Source organism: Bounagaea algeriensis (assembly GCF_054491375.1).
The window spans coordinates 4048924-4063910 of the sequence record NZ_CM137102.1; the positions used below are offsets into that span (position 1 = coordinate 4048924).

25 protein-coding genes are annotated in these 14987 nt (G+C 68.8%); 2 read left to right on the top strand and 23 right to left on the bottom strand.

The features are described 5' to 3' along the window. Nucleotides 1-58: 58 nt before the first annotated feature. The 5 genes from rpsD to infA all read right to left on the bottom strand — a co-directional run bounded on the left by rpsD (nt 59) and on the right by infA (nt 2047). Nucleotides 59-667, bottom strand: coding sequence for a 30S ribosomal protein S4 (gene rpsD, locus ACVGV2_RS18350; RefSeq protein ID WP_459163589.1), 609 nt, complete (start codon nt 665-667; stop codon nt 59-61). A 23-nt stretch (nt 668-690) separates the two neighbouring features. Then, a complete protein-coding gene (gene rpsK / locus ACVGV2_RS18355; protein ID WP_459157358.1) occupies nt 691-1095 on the bottom strand; it encodes a 30S ribosomal protein S11 in 405 nt (134 codons plus the stop codon). Between the two features lie 25 nt (nt 1096-1120). After that, nucleotides 1121-1504 carry a 30S ribosomal protein S13 gene (rpsM, locus tag ACVGV2_RS18360; RefSeq protein WP_459163590.1) on the bottom strand — a complete coding sequence of 128 codons (384 nt, stop codon included), beginning with the start codon at nt 1502-1504 and terminating at the stop codon, nt 1121-1123. Nucleotides 1505-1654: 150 nt separating this feature from the next. Next, nucleotides 1655-1768: a 50S ribosomal protein L36 gene (rpmJ, locus tag ACVGV2_RS18365; protein WP_459163591.1), complete on the bottom strand. Its 114-nt coding sequence runs from the start codon at nt 1766-1768 to the stop codon at nt 1655-1657. 57 nt (nt 1769-1825) lie between these two features. After that, nucleotides 1826-2047, bottom strand: a complete 222-nt coding sequence (gene infA / locus ACVGV2_RS18370; RefSeq protein ID WP_114451020.1) for a translation initiation factor IF-1 — start codon at nt 2045-2047, stop codon at nt 1826-1828. Nucleotides 2048-2994: 947 nt separating this feature from the next. On the opposite strand from infA, the gene ACVGV2_RS18375 reads away from it, so the two are divergent. Beyond that, nucleotides 2995-3669, top strand: a complete 675-nt coding sequence (locus tag ACVGV2_RS18375) for a class I SAM-dependent methyltransferase (protein ID WP_459163592.1) — start codon at nt 2995-2997, stop codon at nt 3667-3669. 157 nt (nt 3670-3826) lie between these two features. Then, the gene (locus tag ACVGV2_RS18380; protein ID WP_459163593.1) at nt 3827-4474 is read left to right on the top strand and encodes a class I SAM-dependent methyltransferase; all 648 of its coding nucleotides are present in this window, start codon (nt 3827-3829) and stop codon (nt 4472-4474) included. 228 nt (nt 4475-4702) lie between these two features. Here the strand turns inward: ACVGV2_RS18380 and map are convergent, their stop codons facing one another. The 18 genes from map to rplV all read right to left on the bottom strand — a co-directional run bounded on the left by map (nt 4703) and on the right by rplV (nt 14961). After that, nucleotides 4703-5494, bottom strand: coding sequence for a type I methionyl aminopeptidase (gene map, locus ACVGV2_RS18385; protein ID WP_459163594.1), 792 nt, complete (start codon nt 5492-5494; stop codon nt 4703-4705). A gap of 101 nt (nt 5495-5595) precedes the next feature. Further along, on the bottom strand, nt 5596-6150 hold the full coding sequence (locus ACVGV2_RS18390; RefSeq protein ID WP_459163595.1) for an adenylate kinase: 555 nt from the start codon (nt 6148-6150) through the stop codon (nt 5596-5598). Between the two features lie 181 nt (nt 6151-6331). Beyond that, a complete protein-coding gene (gene secY / locus ACVGV2_RS18395; RefSeq protein WP_459163596.1) occupies nt 6332-7657 on the bottom strand; it encodes a preprotein translocase subunit SecY in 1326 nt (441 codons plus the stop codon). Between the two features lie 573 nt (nt 7658-8230). Continuing rightward, on the bottom strand, nt 8231-8698 hold the full coding sequence (gene rplO / locus ACVGV2_RS18400; protein ID WP_459163597.1) for a 50S ribosomal protein L15: 468 nt from the start codon (nt 8696-8698) through the stop codon (nt 8231-8233). Between the two features lies 1 nt (nt 8699). Next, nucleotides 8700-8882, bottom strand: coding sequence for a 50S ribosomal protein L30 (gene rpmD, locus ACVGV2_RS18405; RefSeq protein WP_459163598.1), 183 nt, complete (start codon nt 8880-8882; stop codon nt 8700-8702). A gap of 5 nt (nt 8883-8887) precedes the next feature. Next, nucleotides 8888-9496 (bottom strand): 30S ribosomal protein S5, encoded by a 609-nt coding sequence (rpsE, locus tag ACVGV2_RS18410; protein WP_459163599.1) that lies wholly within the window; start codon nt 9494-9496, stop codon nt 8888-8890. 35 nt (nt 9497-9531) lie between these two features. Beyond that, nucleotides 9532-9939, bottom strand: coding sequence for a 50S ribosomal protein L18 (rplR, locus tag ACVGV2_RS18415; protein WP_459163600.1), 408 nt, complete (start codon nt 9937-9939; stop codon nt 9532-9534). Then, nucleotides 9936-10475, bottom strand: a complete 540-nt coding sequence (rplF, locus tag ACVGV2_RS18420; RefSeq protein WP_459163601.1) for a 50S ribosomal protein L6 — start codon at nt 10473-10475, stop codon at nt 9936-9938. Before rplF ends, rplR begins: the two co-directional genes overlap by 4 nt. Before the next feature lie 16 nt (nt 10476-10491). Beyond that, nucleotides 10492-10890, bottom strand: coding sequence for a 30S ribosomal protein S8 (gene rpsH, locus ACVGV2_RS18425; protein WP_459163602.1), 399 nt, complete (start codon nt 10888-10890; stop codon nt 10492-10494). 249 nt (nt 10891-11139) lie between these two features. Beyond that, nucleotides 11140-11325, bottom strand: a complete 186-nt coding sequence (locus tag ACVGV2_RS18430; RefSeq protein ID WP_459163603.1) for a type Z 30S ribosomal protein S14 — start codon at nt 11323-11325, stop codon at nt 11140-11142. 4 nt (nt 11326-11329) lie between these two features. Continuing rightward, entirely contained in the window at nt 11330-11893 is a 564-nt protein-coding gene (gene rplE / locus ACVGV2_RS18435) for a 50S ribosomal protein L5 (RefSeq protein ID WP_459163604.1), read from the bottom strand. Nucleotides 11894-11895: 2 nt separating this feature from the next. After that, complete coding sequence (rplX, locus tag ACVGV2_RS18440) at nt 11896-12210, bottom strand: 50S ribosomal protein L24 (protein WP_459163605.1); 315 nt, start codon at nt 12208-12210, stop codon at nt 11896-11898. Next, on the bottom strand, nt 12210-12578 hold the full coding sequence (rplN, locus tag ACVGV2_RS18445) for a 50S ribosomal protein L14 (RefSeq protein WP_459157375.1): 369 nt from the start codon (nt 12576-12578) through the stop codon (nt 12210-12212). Before rplN ends, rplX begins: the two co-directional genes overlap by 1 nt. 163 nt (nt 12579-12741) lie before the next feature. Next, entirely contained in the window at nt 12742-13017 is a 276-nt protein-coding gene (rpsQ, locus tag ACVGV2_RS18450; protein WP_459163606.1) for a 30S ribosomal protein S17, read from the bottom strand. After that, the gene (gene rpmC / locus ACVGV2_RS18455; protein WP_459163607.1) at nt 13014-13256 is read right to left on the bottom strand and encodes a 50S ribosomal protein L29; all 243 of its coding nucleotides are present in this window, start codon (nt 13254-13256) and stop codon (nt 13014-13016) included. Before rpmC ends, rpsQ begins: the two co-directional genes overlap by 4 nt. After that, nucleotides 13256-13675 carry a 50S ribosomal protein L16 gene (gene rplP / locus ACVGV2_RS18460; protein WP_459163608.1) on the bottom strand — a complete coding sequence of 140 codons (420 nt, stop codon included), beginning with the start codon at nt 13673-13675 and terminating at the stop codon, nt 13256-13258. The genes rpmC and rplP overlap by 1 nt, the downstream gene beginning before the upstream one ends. Before the next feature lie 3 nt (nt 13676-13678). Then, on the bottom strand, nt 13679-14539 hold the full coding sequence (rpsC, locus tag ACVGV2_RS18465; protein ID WP_459163609.1) for a 30S ribosomal protein S3: 861 nt from the start codon (nt 14537-14539) through the stop codon (nt 13679-13681). After that, nucleotides 14539-14961: a 50S ribosomal protein L22 gene (gene rplV / locus ACVGV2_RS18470; RefSeq protein WP_459157380.1), complete on the bottom strand. Its 423-nt coding sequence runs from the start codon at nt 14959-14961 to the stop codon at nt 14539-14541. Before rplV ends, rpsC begins: the two co-directional genes overlap by 1 nt. Nucleotides 14962-14987: the final 26 nt, after the last annotated feature.

Below are 14987 nucleotides of genomic sequence, written 5' to 3' on the forward strand. Positions count from 1 at the left end.
CTTCCTTCTCCACCACCGCGGCGTCCGCCGGCGGCCCGCGGGCCGCCGGCGCCACGCGTTACTTCTTCGAGTAGAACTCGACGATGAGCTGCTCGGTGACCGGCGTGTCGATCTGCGCGCGCTCCGGATCCTGGTGCACCAGGATCCGCAGGTTCGACGGGACGACCTGCATCCAGGCCGGGGCGGGACGCTCGCCGAGGGTCTCCTTGGCGATGACGAACGGCGTCGTGCTCAGCGACTTCGGCCGCACGTCGATGATGTCCCACTTGGTGACCCGGTAGCTGGGGACGTCCACCTTCTGGCCGTTGACCAGGAAGTGGCCGTGGCTGACCAGCTGGCGGGCCATGCGGCGCGTGCGCGCCAGACCCGCCCGGTAGACCACGTTGTCCAGCCGCGTCTCGAGCAGCTGCAGCAGGTTCTCACCGGTCTTGCCCTTGCGGCGGTGCGCCTCCTTGTAGTAGGCGAGCAGCTGCTTCTCCAGCACGCCGTAGGTGAACCGGGCCTTCTGCTTCTCCTGCAGCTGCTGCAGGTACTCGGTTTCCTTGATCCGACCGCGCCCGTGCTGCCCCGGCGGGTACGGACGACGCTCGAACGACTGATCACCGCCGACGAGATCGACCTTCAACCGGCGGGACTTGCGGGTCGCGGGACCGGTGTAACGAGCCATGGTTGTCTACTCTCCCTTCCCGCTCAGACCCGGCGACGCTTCGGCGGGCGGCAACCGTTGTGCGGCTGCGGGGTCACGTCCTGAATGGTGCCGACTTCGAGCCCGGCGCCCTGCAGGGAGCGGATCGCCGTCTCGCGCCCGGAACCCGGTCCCTTGACGAAGACGTCGACCTTCTTCATGCCGTGCTCGGCGGCCTTGCGGGCGGCGTTCTCCGCGGCCATCTGGGCGGCGAACGGGGTGGACTTCTTCGAGCCCTTGAACCCGACATGGCCGGCGGAGGCCCAGCTGATCACCGCACCGGTCGGGTCGGTGATCGACACGATCGTGTTGTTGAACGTGCTCTTGATGTGGGCTTGCCCAGCAGCTACGTTCTTCTTCTCCTTGCGCCGCACCTTCTTGACGGTGCCGGCGCGACCCTTGGGTGGCATGAGTGTCGCGATCTCCTAGCGAGGCTTACTTCTTCCCAGACTTCTTCTTGCCGGCGACCGTCTTCTTCGGCCCCTTCCGGGTCCGGGCGTTGGTCTTGGTCCGCTGCCCGTTCAGCGGCAGGTGACGACGGTGCCGCTGCCCCTGGTAGCTGCCGATCTCGATCTTCCGGCGAATGTCGGCCTGGACCTCGCGACGGAGGTCACCTTCGACCCGGTAGTTGTTCTCGATGTGCTCACGCAGCTTGGCGAGCTGCTCGTCGTCGAGATCCCGCGCGCGGACGTCGAGCGCGATGTCCGTCGCTTTCAGGATCTCGCGGGACCGGGTGCGACCGATCCCGAAGATGTACGTAAGAGCGATCTCCGCACGCTTGTCCATGGGGAGATCGACTCCGACGACCCGTGCTGCCATCAGGGTCCCCTTCGTCTCAGCCAGGTCTGCTCCTCCGCCACCTCCGCACGCGCGGAGCCCCGGCCTGGCCCGGGGGTCAGCCGGCCCGCCTCGAGGGCCGGCAGGTCGGGGGAGGTCCTCTTCCGCTGTCGCTGCGATCGGAGCTGCGTCTCAGCCCTGCTTCTGCTTGTGGCGCGGGTTGGTGCAGATCACCAGCACGTTGCCGTGCCGCTTGATGATCTGGCAGCTATCGCAGATCTTCTTCACACTGGGTTTGACCTTCACGGCCGCTGCTCTCCTGCTCGGACACGTGCCCGGTGCTCCCGGACACCGTGGAGGTCACTACTTGTAGCGGTAGACAATGCGCCCACGGGAAAGGTCGTACGGGGAAAGCTCCACGACGACCCGGTCCTCGGGCAGGATGCGGATGTAGTGCTGTCGCATCTTGCCACTGATGTGTGCGAGGACCTGGTGGCCGTTCTCCAACTCGATGCGGAACATCGCGTTGGGGAGCGGTTCGATGACCCGACCCTCGACCTCAATGGCCCCGTCTTTCTTGCCCATGTCCTCCGCGTTTCGTGACGGTGACGGTTGATCGGACGGTCGTCCGCGCCGCGGGGTCGGGGCCGACCCCACGACAGCGCCCTGCGCAGCACCGGTGCGAACGCGGTCGCAACCCGAACGCAAGCCCCGACCGACCCCCGCACGCCGTTCCCAGCCCACGTCCCCGCCACCGTCGAAACGCCCGGGGTCGCGGTCGCCCGATGACCACAGCGCCCCGCCGCGCGGAACCGCTATGCTCATGGAGCCGGTGTCCCGGCGCGGCGCGCGGGACGAGCCACGCACGGGCCGGCGTCGCCTCCGGACAGCCCGAGCGGGCGTGACCGGAACGACTCCGGACCAGCTGAGATTCTGGCGTGCGCAGGCGTCGGACATGCATTCCCGACACTACGAGTGCGCCGATGCTCCATCGTACGCCTCGGAGCTCAGGCCCCCGCCATCGGGGCTGCTCATCCCGCGTACCACCGCACAGTGTACAGAACGGGAACCACGCGTATCACCCGCGCGCAACGCGCAGGTTGCACCCGGCCGCTCCCCCTCACTATGTTCGATCACGTTCGATGCCGGCCCGCCACGCGGTCCGCGACACCGGTTCCGACATCATCGGGTCCGCGCACGCCCGTCCGGCGCACCGGGATCTGCCACCGGGGTCCTACCCACCGGGGTTCATCCCACCGGGGCCCGCCCCCGCCGGGGGGTGCCGCCGGAGTCCGCGCATCGGGACTGCAAGGCCCCGCACCGGGGTATCCGTGCGCGTGCCGAAGACCCGAGCCCGCAGGGTCCGAACCCCGGTGGGCGCGGGGCCGCGCCCACCGGGAGCGGCACACCCGGTGTCGGGGCCCGGTTGCACGGACGGCCGCCACCACCCGCGCGCACGCTCGTGCGCGCACCGCCGCATCCGCCAGGACCGCGCCCGTTCGGCGGTCCGCACGGCACACCCGAGGAGCAATGTGACAGCCAGCCCGCAACGTTCCCGTCCGCTCGCCCCCTCACGCCGAACCGCAACCGCGCGCCCCGGCGGCACCGGACTCGGGAACAAGGTCAGCGAATACCGCACCTTCCTCGGCAGCGCGGTGCGCAAACCCCGCATGATGGGCGCCGCCACGCCGACCTCGCCCGCCGTCGCCGCCACGGTCGCGCAGGTGGTGCCCACCACCGGCACACCCGTCGTCGTCGAGCTCGGCCCCGGCACCGGCTCGCTCAGCGAAGGCATCCACCGGCGGCTGCCCAGCGGTGCCCGCCACATCGGCATCGAACTCGGCGCGGAACTCGCCGAGCACCTCCGCACGCACAAACCCTGGATGGAAGTCGTGCACGGCGACGCCCGCGAGCTCGGCACGCTGCTGGGCGGGCTCGGCGTCCACCGGGCCGACGCGGTCATCAGCAGCATCCCGTGGTCCCTGCTCGACGACGAGCAGCAGCAACGCGTCCTCGAGCAGGTCACCCACATCCTCGGTGACACCGGCGCGTTCACCGCCGTCACGTACCTGCCCGTGGCGCAGAGCCCCAACGGCCGACGCTTCCGCGACCGGCTCGACCGCACGTTCGACGAAATACTCACGCACACCACGTGGCGCAACCTGCCGCCGATCCTGCACTACCTGTGCCGCCGGCCGCTGCGCTAGCCGCTCCGCGGAGACCGGCACCGCCACGCGCCGGCGGAGCGGGCCGGGCGCACCACCGGACCGGCAGGACGCCGCGGGTCGCAGCAGGATTGCCCCGCGGCGAGCGCGGCGGGACGCTTCTCCCGCGCCGCCCGTTCCCGACCGGTGGGGAGGCCCGTTGAACACCGCATCGCACAACCCCGCGGAAACTGCGCGCGAGTACTGGACGTTCCTCCGCCGCGCGCTGCGCGCACCGGCCACCATGGGCGCGGTGCTGCCCACCAGCGGCCAGGTCGGCGCGGCCGTGGCCGGCGTGGTCCCCAGCTCCGCCGTCACCGCTGCCCGCGACGGACGCGCCCCGGTCGTCGTCGAGGCCGGCCCCGGAACCGGTGCCCTCAGCGAACGCATCGCGCAGCGCGTCAGCCCGCACACCCGGCAGCTCGCCGTCGAGGTCGATCCCGAGCTCGTCGCCTACCTGCGGCAGCACAAGCCCTGGCTCGACGTGATCCAGGCCGACCTCGCCGACCTGCCCGAACACCTCGCCGAACGCGGCATCGGCACCGTCGACGCGCTCGTCACGAGCATCCCCTGGACGCTGTTCGACACCGAGCACCAGCGCCGCCTGCTCGACGCCTGCGCACGCGTGCTCGAACCATCCGCACCGTTCACCACCGTCACCTACGTCACGACGCTGTGGCGCCGGTCCACCCGCGACTTCCTCGCGCTGCTCGAGGAAACCTTCGACGAGGTGCTGCCGCGGAGCACGGTGCTGCGGAACGTGCCGCCCGCGAAGATCTACGTCTGCCGCCGGCCCAAGGGGCGATGACGCGCAGCTCACCCGCCACTGCACCGCCCAGCCAGACTGGAACCATTCCAGATAGCACAATTTTCATGAAAATTGTGAGTTATCCCCACACGTCCGGACGACAAATGATCACCACGCCATCGGGCGTGTATCAAGCGAGCGCCGCCGGCGGTGAGCACGGCGCAACGACGACGTCCGGTGGGACAAAGCGGCTGCGGGGCCTCGGCCTGGTCAGATCCGAAGGCGGGGTCACTCCTCGGGGGCGGTGAGGACCCAGGGGCCGCTCTCGGTCACCGCGACGGTGTGCTCCCAGTGCGCGGCTCGGGAACCGTCGAGCGTCACGACCGTCCACTCGTCGTCGAGTTCCTCGCTCTCCGCCGTGCCACCGGTGAGCATCGGCTCCACCGCAATCGCCATGCCGACCCGCAGCTTCGGCCCGCGCCCCGGTTTGCCCAGGTTCGGCAGGAACGGCTCCATGTGCATCCGCGTACCGATGCCGTGCCCGCCGTACTCGGCGATGATGCCGTAGTCGAGGCCATCCGCCGCCGCGGCGTCCCGCGCCGCCGTCTCCACCGCGTGCGAGATGTCGGTCAGCCGGTTGCCCGGGCGAACCTGCTCGATGCCCGCCCACATGGCCTTGCGCGTCGCAGCGGACAGCGTCCGGTGGCCCTCGGCGACACCGCCCACCTCGATCGTCACGGCCGAGTCGCCGTGCCAGCCGTCGAGGATCGCGCCGCAGTCCACGGAGAGCAGGTCCCCGTCGGCGAGGACCTCGTCGCGCGAGGGGATGCCGTGCACGATCTTCTCGTTGATCGACGTGCAGATCGACCCCGGAAACCCGTGGTAGCCCTTGAACGAGGGGACCGCTCCGGCGTCGCGGATGAGCTGCTCGGCCGCCTCGTCCAGCTGCCCCGTGCTCACACCCGGCTGCGCCTGCCGCGTCACCTCGGCCAGCGCGCGGGACACGATCAGGCCCGCCGCGCGCATCGCCTCGATCTCACCGGCGGACTTCAGCTCGATGCCCCGACCACGTCGCAACACGTCGCGCTCCCTCCCCGTTCGTACCGGCCGGGCGCCACCGGAAACCGGGCGCCGGCGAAACGACCGGACCGGCGGGCCCCACCCCGGCCCGGCCCGTTGCCTCAGCTGCGCGCGCGCACCGCGTGCAGCGCGCGCTCGGAGATCTCCTCGACCGTCCCGACCGCGTCGATCTTGACGACCTTGTCGCCGTAGTAGTCCAGCAGCGGCTCGGTCTCCTCGCGGTAGACCGCGAGCCTGCGCCGGATCACGTCCTCGTTGTCGTCCTCGCGGCCGCGCTCCAGCATGCGCCGCACCAGCTCCTCCTCGGGAACGTCGAACTGAAGCACCGCGCTGAGCTCGAGACCGTTCTCGCTCAGGATCTCGCCGAGCACGTCCGCCTGCGGCGTGGTGCGCGGATATCCGTCCAGGAGGAAGCCCTCCTGCGCGTCCGACTCGGACAGCCGCACGCGCACCATCTCGTTGGTCACTTCATCCGGCACGAGCTCACCGGCATCCAGGTAGGACTTCGCCTGCACTCCGAGCGGAGTCTGGTTGCCGATGTTGGAGCGGAACAAGTCGCCCGTGGAGATGTGCGGGATCGACAACCGCTCGCTGAGCACCTCGGCCTGCGTGCCCTTACCCGCTCCCGGGGGGCCGAAGAGAACCAATCGCACCAAGGGTCTGCCTCCGAATCCAATCGCTGACGCACCGCGACGCGCGCCCGCTGCCCTCGCACCGGCGCCGCCGGCGTCGCGCCGACCTTACCGGCGCGCACCGGACCGAGGTATACCGGTGCGACCCCGACATCTCACAGCCCGATCCCATTGACTGGACCGGGGCGACGCTCCTCGCCCGAGATCAGCGCAGGAAACCCTCGTACTTGCGCTGCGTCAGCTGGCTCTCGATCTGCTTCACCGTGTCCAACCCGACGTTGACCATGATCAGCACGGCCGTGCCGCCGAACGGGAAGTTCTGCGCGCTCTGACCTCCCTGACCGCCGTCGCCGGTGATGCCCAGGAAGAAGTTCGGCAGGATCGCGATGATGCCGAGGTAGAGCGCGCCCGGCAGCGTGATCCGGGAGAGCACGAAGCTCAGGTACTCGGCCGTCGGCCGCCCGGGCCGGATCCCCGGGATGAACCCGCCGAACTTCTTCATGTCCTCGGCACGTTCCTCCGGGTTGAACGTGATGGACACGTAGAAGTAGGCGAAGAACACGATCAACGCCATGTACAGCAGGATGTGCACCCAGCTGGACGGGTCGACGATGTAGGTCTGGATGAAGGTCGACCACCAGGTCTCCTGACCGCCGGTGAGCTGGCCGAGCAACTGCGGCAGGTACAGCAGCGAGGAACCGAAGATAACCGGGATGACACCCGCCTGGTTGACCTTCAGCGGCAGGTAGGTCGACGTGCCGCCGTACATCCGGCGGCCGATCATGCGCTTGGCGTACTGCACCGGGATGCGGCGCTGCGCCTGCTCGATGAACACGACCGTCGCGATGATGGCCACGGCGAAGCAGAGCACCACGGCGAAGACCAGGCCGCCGTTGGAGTTGAGGATGCGGCCGCCCTCGCTCGGGATCTGCGCGGCGATCGAGGTGAAGATGAGCAGCGACATGCCGTTGCCGATGCCGCGCTCGGTGATGAGCTCACCCATCCACATCAGCAGGATGGCGCCCGCGGTCATCACGACCACGATCGTCACGAGGTTGAGCACCGAGTTGTCCGGCACGACCGGGACGGTGCAGCCGGGGAACAGCTGCCCGCGCACCGCGAGCGCCACGATGCCGGTGGCCTGCAGCATCGACAGCGCCACCGTGAGGTAGCGGGTGTACTGGGTCAGCTTGGCCTGCCCGGCCTGGCCCTCCTTCTTCAGCTGCTCGAAGCGCGGAATCACCACCTGCAGCAGCTGCACGATGATGCTGGCGGTGATGTAGGGCATGATGCCCAGCGACAACACCGACAACTGCAGCAGGGCGCCGCCGCTGAAAAGGTTGAGCAGCGAGTAGACGCTCTGGTTGTCGCCGCCCTGGACCTGTTCGATGCACTGCTGGACGTTGGGGTAGGAAACCCCGGGTGACGGGATCAGCGCGCCGAGCCGATACAGCACGACCATGCCCAGCGTGAACAGGATCTTGCGGCGCAGGTCCGGCGTCGTCAGAGCCGAGCGGAAGGCGCCGAGCACGCGAACCTCCTCCTACACCGGTCGCAACCGGCTGGGACGGTGGCCGGCTTGGCGACAGCCGGCGCGATGGTTGGGACGCCCGCTTCACCGGGCACAAGATGCACAGTACCGTCCCGCCACGCCCGCACCGACACGACCGCTGTCCCGTGGGACAACTGGCCCGCGGAACAGCTCCCCGAAGGACACCGGCGCTGCGAACACCGCGCACAGCGGTCAACGGGCACGGCCGACATCGGGCACAGCGGACATCGGTGCAGCGCAGGGCCGACGCACGAGCGGTCGCACACGATCCGCACCAGCACGAGCGTCCGGACACGGCACTGCGGTTGCGCACTCTAGCAGCCGGCAACGCGAACACCGTCAGCGACCAACACGGCACCTTGCGCATGCCGGTGCGGCGGTGCCGCGACCAGCGCCGGCGAAACCGCCCGCGCAGCACGGCAAGCGGCGCGAACCGCAGCGCACGGCCCGTGCACCGGGCCGCGCAGCGCCCACGCGCAAACGGGCCGGCCGTCCGAGGACGACCGGCCCGCAGGTCGAGTGCCACGCCTACGCGGCGTGGTCACCGGCAGATCACTTGTTGGGCTTGCGCGTGATCTTCACCTTGGTCGCCGAACCGCCGGCGTTGGTGATCTTCTCCTGGGCGCTGCCGGTGAACGCGTGCGCCGAGACGTCGAGCTTGACGCCGTCCACGTCACCGTCACCGAGCACCTTCACGAGCTCGTTCTTCTTCACCAGGCCCGCACCGATCAGCTCGGCCAAGCCGATCTGACCGCCCTGCGGGAACGCCTCGGCGATCCTGCCGACGTTCACGCCCTTGTACTCGATGCGCGACGGGTTGCGGAAGCCGCGCAACTTCGGCAGGCGCATCTGGATGGGCATCTGCCCACCCTCGAAGTTCGCCGGCACCGTCTTCCGGGCCGTGGTGCCCTTCGTACCGCGGCCGGCGGTCTTGCCCTTCGAGCCCTCACCGCGGCCGACGCGCAGCGGCTTGCGCTTCGAGCCCGCGGCCGGCTTCAGGTCGTGGATCTTGATGACCATGTCAGTCGACCTCCTCAACCGTCACCAACTGGTGAACGGCCTTGATCTGGCCGCGCGTTTCCGAGGTGTCCGGGCGCACGACCGACTGGCGGATCCGGCGCAGGCCGAGGGTACGCATCGTCTCCCGCTGGGCCTGGCGCGTTCCGACGAGGCCGCGCACCTGGGTGATCTTCAGCTGTGCCATCGCGATCACGCTCCCTGGTTGGCGCGTGCACGCACCACGGAGGCCGGGGCGACGTCCTCGAGCGGCAGACCGCGCCTCGCCGCCACCGCCTCCGGACGCTGCAGGTGCTTGAGCGCGTGCACCGTCGCCTTGACGATGTTGATCGGGTTGCCGCTGCCCAGCGACTTGCTCAGCACGTCGTGCACACCCGCGCACTCCAGCACCGCGCGGACCGGACCGCCAGCGATGACACCGGTACCGGGGCTGGCCGGGCGGAGCAGGACCTTGCCGGCCGCGTCCTCGCCCTGGACCGGGTGCGTGATCGTGCCCTCCAGGCGCGGGACGCGGAAGAAGTTCTTCTTCGCCTCCTCGACGCCCTTGGCGATCGCCGAGGGCACCTCCTTGGCCTTGCCGTGACCGACACCGACCATGCCGTCGCCGTCACCGACCACGACCAGCGCCGTGAACGCGAACCGCCGGCCGCCGCTGACGACCTTCGCAACACGGTTGATGGTCACGACACGCTCGAACTGCGGGGTCTTTTCTTGGGCCGCCCCGCCACGGCCACCGTCGCGGCGGTCCCGACGGTCCTTGCCGCCGGACTCCCCGCCCTCACGCCGAGTGCGTCCAGGCATCAGGCGTCCCTTCCGTTCGCTGTCTTACGCACTTGTCAGAACTCCAGACCACCGTCTCGCGCGGCGTCGGCCAACGCTGCGACACGGCCGTGGTAGGCGTAACCACCGCGGTCGAACACGACCTTCTCGACGCCGGCGTTCTTCGCCCGCGCGGCGACGAGCTCGCCGACCTTGGTGGCCATCGCCGACTTGTCCCCGTCGAAGGAGCGCAGGTCGTGCTCCAACGAGGTGGCCGAGGCCAGGGTGTGGCCCCGCTGGTCGTCGATCACCTGGGCGTTGATGTTCCGCAGGGACCGGTGCACGACCAGCCGCGGGCGCTGCGCGGTACCGCTGACCTTCTTGCGGATGCGCACGTGCCGCTTCTGACGGGCAAGTTGACGCTGCCTCGCGATGCTCTTGCCCACCGGCCTGCGCTTCGTCGTGGTGTTCTCGCTCATCGTCACTTACCCGTCTTTCCGACCTTGCGGCGGACGTTCTCACCCGCGTAGCGAACACCCTTGCCCTTGTACGGGTCCGGGCGGCGCAGCTTGCGGATCCGCGCGGCGACCTCGCCGACCAACTGCTTGTCGATGCCCTTGACGGACAACTTGCTCGGCCCCTCCGTCGAGAACTCGATGCCCTGCGGCGGCTCCATCACGACCGGGTGGCTGTAGCCGAGCGCGAACTCGAGGTTCTCGCCCTTCTGCTGGACGCGGTAACCGACGCCCTGGATCTCCATGTCCTTCTGGAAACCCTGGCTGACGCCCACGACCATGTTGTTGACCAACGAGCGCGCCAACCCGTGCATCGAGCGGCTCCGGCGCTCGTCGTCCGGGCGGTTGACCAGAAGCGCGCCGTCCTCGCCGTGCTCGACGCTGATCGGCTCGGGGACCACCTGCTCCAGCGTGCCCTTGGGACCCTTGACCGTGACCTGCTGGCCATCGACGGTGACCTCGACACCGGAGGGGACGGTGATCGGCAGCTTTCCGATGCGCGACATGTCCGTTCCTCCTCCCTCACCAAACGTAGGCGAGGACTTCCCCGCCCACTCGCTTGCGCATGGCCTGCCGGTCGGTCATCAGACCCTGGGACGTCGAGATCACGGCGATCCCGAGACCCCCCAGCACCTTCGGCAGGTTCGTGGACTTCGCGTACACCCGCAGGCCCGGCTTGGAAACCCGGCGCAGGCCCGCGATGCTCCGCTCGCGGTTCGGGCCGAACTTGAGCTCGCAGACCAGCTGCTTGCTCTTCGCGCCCTCCTCGACGCGGGAGCCGGCCAGGTAGCCCTCCCGCTGCAGGACGTCGGCGACGTTCGCCTTGACCTTCGAGTGCGGCATCACGACTTCGTCGTGGAATGCCGAATTGGCATTGCGCAGACGCGTCAGCATGTCTGCGATCGGATCGGTCATCGTCATGGTGACCTGTACAACCTTCCTCGTCTGGTTCCGACGGGCCCCAACGTGCGGGCGCCGGCCGGTGACGACCGGTGCCGGCGCCCTGGAGTCTGGGCCCTGGCCTGGACGAAACAGTGGAGTTCGCCTACCGGAGGCAGGCCTTCTGGCACGCCGTGTGCGACACGACTCCCGCGACGCGGAGCGCGAGCGAACGCGCTGGTCACGCCTGCCGAGGGTACCGGCGCTGCGCCGGGCCCCGGCAGGAGGGACTCACCAGGACGACTTGGTCACGCCGGGCAGCTCGCCCGCGTGCGCCATCTCGCGGAAGCAGATCCGGCACAGGCCGAACTTCTGGAACACCGCGCGCGAACGTCCGCACCGGCCGCAACGGGTGTGCGCGCGAACGGCGAACTTCGGCTTGCGCTTGGCCTTCTCGATCAGCGCCTTCTTCGCCATCGGCTCAGCTCTCCTTGAACGGGAAGCCCAGCCGCCGCAGCAGCGACCGACCTTCCTCATTTGTGTTGGCCGTCGTGACGACGGTGATGTCCATGCCCCGCGGACGGTCGATGTCGTCCGGGTTGATCTCGTGGAACATCGACTGGTCGCTCACACCGAAGGTGTAGTTGCCGTGCCCGTCGAACTGCTGGGGCGACAACCCGCGGAAGTCGCGGATGCGCGGCAGCGAGATGTTGTTCAACCGGTCGATGAACTCCCACATCCGGTCGCCGCGCAACGTGGCGCGAGCACCGATCGGCATGCCCTCGCGGAGCTTGAACTGGGCGACGGACTTGCGCGCACGCCGCACCTCCGGCTTCTGGCCGGTGATGGCGGAGAGGTCGCGGACCGCGCCCTCGATGATCTTGCTGTCCCGAGCGGCGTCCCCGACGCCCATGTTCACCACGACCTTGACCAGGCCGGGGACCTTCATCGGGTTGTCATAGCCGAATTCCTCGGTCAGGCCCTGCCGGATCTCGTCGCGGTAGCGGGTTTTCAGCCGCGGGACGATCTTCTCTGCTGTCGTCATGATCAGATGTCCTTACCGTTGCGACGCGAGACCCGAACCTTCTTGCCGTTCTCATCGAACCGGTATCCGACCCGGGTCGGCTTGTCGTCGGAGTCCAGCACCATCACGTTGCTGACGTGGATCGGCGCCTCCTGCGTGACGATGCCGCCGGACTCCGCACCGCGCTCGTTCCGGGAGACGCGGGTGTGCTTCTTGATCCGGTTCACGCCCTCCACCAGGACGCGGTCCTTCCGCGGGAAGGACTGGATGACCTTGCCCTTGGCGCCCTTGTCCTTGCCGGAGATGACGACGACCTCGTCGCCCTTCTTGATCTTCATCACAGCACCTCCGGCGCGAGCGAGATGATCTTCATGAACTTCTTGTCACGCAGCTCCCGCGCCACGGGGCCGAAGATGCGGGTCCCCCGCGGCTCGCCGCCCGGCTTCACGAGCACGGCGGCGTTCTCGTCGAACCGGATGTAGGAACCGTCCGGACGACGCTTCTCCTTCTTCTGCCGGACGATGACGGCCTTGACGACATCGCCCCGTTTCACGTTTGCGGCGGGGATCGCTTCCTTCACCGTGCCGACCACGATGTCCCCGATGCCCGCGTACCGCCGACCGGAGCCACCGAGAACTCGGATGGTGAGGATCTCCCGAGCTCCGGTGTTGTCGGCGACACGCAGTCGCGATTCCTGTTGGATCACGTCCGACTCCTGACCCTAAGTGCCCGGGAACGCCCCGAGCACACTCTGGCGCGCCAAATTTCCGACCTGACACGCGCGGTCATGCCAACACGCACTCCGGCCGACCGCGGGGACGGCCCGGCGGCCGGCCGACCACGTGCCCCTCATGCTTGGGCGCCTGTCACTACTTGGCCTTCTCCACGATCTCGACGATCCGCCAGTGCTTCGTCGCCGACAGCGGCCGGGTCTCCATCAGCAGCACCCGGTCGCCCACGCCCGCGGAGTTCTCCTCGTCATGCGCCTTGACCTTCTTGTTCGCGCGCATGATCTTGCCGTAGAGGGCGTGCTGCTTGCGGTCCTCGAGACTGACGACGACCGTCTTGTTCATCTTGTCCGAGACGACGTAGCCTTCCCGGACCTTCCGCTGATTGCGGGTTGCGCCCTGCGTCGTTTCACTCATGCAGCGCCCTCCTCAGCGCTCTCGGGCGAGTCGACCAAGCCCAGCTCGCGCTCGCGCATGATCGTGTAGATCCGGGCGATGTCCTTGCGGACCGTGCGCAGCCGACGATTGTTCTGCAGCTGGCCAGTGGCCATCTGGAAGCGGAGGTTGAACAGCTCCTCCTTGGCTTCCCGCAGCCGTTGCACAATCTCCTCGTCGTTCAGTTCACGCAGCTCCGCCGCGGTGACACCAGCAGCCATCAGAAGTCACCACCCTCGCGGGACACGATCTTGCACTTCATCGGGAGCTTGTGGGACGCGCGTCGAAGCGCCTCGAGAGCGGTCTTCTCGTTCGGGAAGGTCAACTCGAACATGACCCGGCCCGGTTTGACGTTCGCGATCCAGTACTCCGGGGAACCCTTGCCCGCACCCATGCGCGTCTCCGCGGGCTTCTTCGTCAGCGGGCGGTCCGGGAAGATGTTGATCCAGACCTTGCCGCCACGCTTGACGTGCCGGTTGATCGCGATGCGGGCGGATTCGATCTGGCGGTTGGTCACGTAACCGTGTTCCAGCGCCTGGATGCCGTACTCGCCGAAGTTGATCCGGGTGCCGCCCTTGGCGAAGCCCTTCCGCTTCGGCGCGTGGCTCTTGCGCCACTTCACCTTGCGTGGGACGAGCACGTGTCAGCCCTCCGTCTTCTCGTCGGCCTTCGGCTCAGCGACCTCCGGAGCGCTGGCAGCAGCCGCGTCCTCGGCGGTCCGCGCCTGCTGCGGGCTCTGCGCCGAGCCCTTGGAACGGTCACCGCGCCGACGGCCACCGCGCTCCGACCGGCCGCCGCGCTCACCGCGTTCACCGCGCTCGCCGCGGTCGCTGCGAGGCGGGCGGACCTCGGACTCCTGCTGCTTCTGCTTCAGCCCACCGAGCAGTTCGCCCTTGTAGACCCAGACCTTCACGCCGATGCGGCCGAAGGTCGTGCGGGCCTCGAAGAAGCCGTAGTCGATGTCGGCACGCAGCGTGTGCAGCGGCACGCGGCCCTCGCGGTAGACCTCCGAGCGGGACATCTCCGCACCGCCCAGACGACCCGCGCACTGCACGCGGATGCCCTTGACCTGCGGCGAACGCATGGCCGACTGGATGGCCTTGCGCATCGCACGCCGGAACGACACGCGGTTGGACAGCTGCTCGGCGATGCCCTGGGCCACCAACTGCGCGTCCGCCTCGGGGTTCTTCACCTCGAGGATGTTCAGTTGAACCTGCTTGCCGGTCAGCTTCTCCAGCTGGCCGCGGATCCGGTCCGCTTCCGCACCCCGACGACCGATGACGATGCCCGGCCGCGCGGTGTGGATGTCCACCCGGACCCGCTCGCGGGTGCGCTCGATCTCGACCTTGGAGATCCCGGCACGCTCCATGCCGCGAGAGAGCTGACGGCGGATCTTGACGTCCTCCGCCACGTACTCCGAGTACTGCTTCTCGGCGTACCAGCGGGACTTGAAGTCCGTGGTGACGCCAAGTCGGAAGCCGTGCGGGTTGATCTTCTGACCCACTACCGGGCCCTCCCCTTCTGGCTCTTGCGGGACTTGCCGGCCTTCGCCGCCTTCGACCGCGACTCGACCTCGATCGTGATGTGCGAGGTGCGCTTGCGGATGCGGAATGCGCGCCCCTGCGCCCGCGGCCGGAACCGCTTCAGAGTCGGGCCCTCATCCACATACGCCCGGTGCACCCACAGGGTGTCGGGGTCGAGGGACTGGTTGTTCTCCGCGTTGGCGACCGCGCTGGCGAGCGCCTTCGACACCGGACCGCTGGCGGTCTGCGGCGCGAACTGGAGCACGACCTGGGCATCGCTGGCGCTCCGGCCCTTGATGAGCTCGACCACGCGGCGCGCCTTGCGCGGCGACACGCGGACGTAGCGGGCCCGCGCCACCGCACGCGGGTTCGCCGCCGCGGTGTCCTCAGTACGGGCTGTCATCCTGCTACCCCTTGCTGTTCCTCGTT

Coding starts and splice junctions, on each gene's coding strand:
- rpsD (WP_459163589.1), bottom strand. CDS start 667: ATGGCTCGTTACACCGGTCCCGCGACCCGCAAGTCCCGCCGGTTGAAG.
- rpsK (WP_459157358.1), bottom strand. CDS start 1,095: ATGCCACCCAAGGGTCGCGCCGGCACCGTCAAGAAGGTGCGGCGCAAG.
- rpsM (WP_459163590.1), bottom strand. CDS start 1,504: ATGGCAGCACGGGTCGTCGGAGTCGATCTCCCCATGGACAAGCGTGCG.
- infA (WP_114451020.1), bottom strand. CDS start 2,047: ATGGGCAAGAAAGACGGGGCCATTGAGGTCGAGGGTCGGGTCATCGAA.
- rplO (WP_459163597.1), bottom strand. CDS start 8,698: ATGGTCATCAAGATCCACGACCTGAAGCCGGCCGCGGGCTCGAAGCGC.
- rpmD (WP_459163598.1), bottom strand. CDS start 8,882: ATGGCACAGCTGAAGATCACCCAGGTGCGCGGCCTCGTCGGAACGCGC.
- rpsE (WP_459163599.1), bottom strand. CDS start 9,496: ATGCCTGGACGCACTCGGCGTGAGGGCGGGGAGTCCGGCGGCAAGGAC.
- rplF (WP_459163601.1), bottom strand. CDS start 10,475: ATGTCGCGCATCGGAAAGCTGCCGATCACCGTCCCCTCCGGTGTCGAG.
- rpsH (WP_459163602.1), bottom strand. CDS start 10,890: ATGACGATGACCGATCCGATCGCAGACATGCTGACGCGTCTGCGCAAT.
- ACVGV2_RS18430 (WP_459163603.1), bottom strand. CDS start 11,325: ATGGCGAAGAAGGCGCTGATCGAGAAGGCCAAGCGCAAGCCGAAGTTC.
- rplE (WP_459163604.1), bottom strand. CDS start 11,893: ATGACGACAGCAGAGAAGATCGTCCCGCGGCTGAAAACCCGCTACCGC.
- rplX (WP_459163605.1), bottom strand. CDS start 12,210: ATGAAGATCAAGAAGGGCGACGAGGTCGTCGTCATCTCCGGCAAGGAC.
- rpsQ (WP_459163606.1), bottom strand. CDS start 13,017: ATGAGTGAAACGACGCAGGGCGCAACCCGCAATCAGCGGAAGGTCCGG.
- rpmC (WP_459163607.1), bottom strand. CDS start 13,256: ATGGCTGCTGGTGTCACCGCGGCGGAGCTGCGTGAACTGAACGACGAG.
- rplV (WP_459157380.1), bottom strand. CDS start 14,961: ATGACAGCCCGTACTGAGGACACCGCGGCGGCGAACCCGCGTGCGGTG.